Below are 398 nucleotides of genomic sequence, written 5' to 3' on the forward strand. Positions count from 1 at the left end.
GCAACAAAAGAAGTGAGCGTAGCAGGTGAATGGAAATATGCGTTTACAGATTTAGCTGCATATGATGCCGAAGGAAAAGCATACAAGTATGAAGTGAAAGAACAACCAGTGGATGGATATAAATCAGAGGTAAAAGGTTATGACATTATAAATACAAAAGTAGGCGAAACAAAAGTAGAAGGAACGAAGACATGGAAAGACGGAAATGCGAAAGACCGTCCGACAATGATCAAAGTAGACTTACTACAAAATGGCAAAGTGATCGCAACAAAAGAAGTGAGCGCAGCAGATGAATGGAAATATGCGTTTACAGATTTAGCGGCATATGATGCCGAAGGAAATGCATATAAGTATGAAGTGAAAGAACAACCAGTGAATGGATATAAATCAGAGGTACA

General features: G+C 38.4%; 1 protein-coding gene. It reads left to right on the plus strand.

The features are described from left to right. Positions 1 to 398, plus strand: a 398-nt coding sequence (locus JDS98_RS29655) for a Cna B-type domain-containing protein (protein ID WP_199634637.1), incomplete at both ends; no start/stop codon positions are given.

Origin of the sequence: Bacillus cereus group sp. N11, from assembly GCF_016483605.1 — a bacterium.
Taxonomy (GTDB): domain Bacteria; phylum Bacillota; class Bacilli; order Bacillales; family Bacillaceae_G; genus Bacillus_A; species Bacillus_A toyonensis.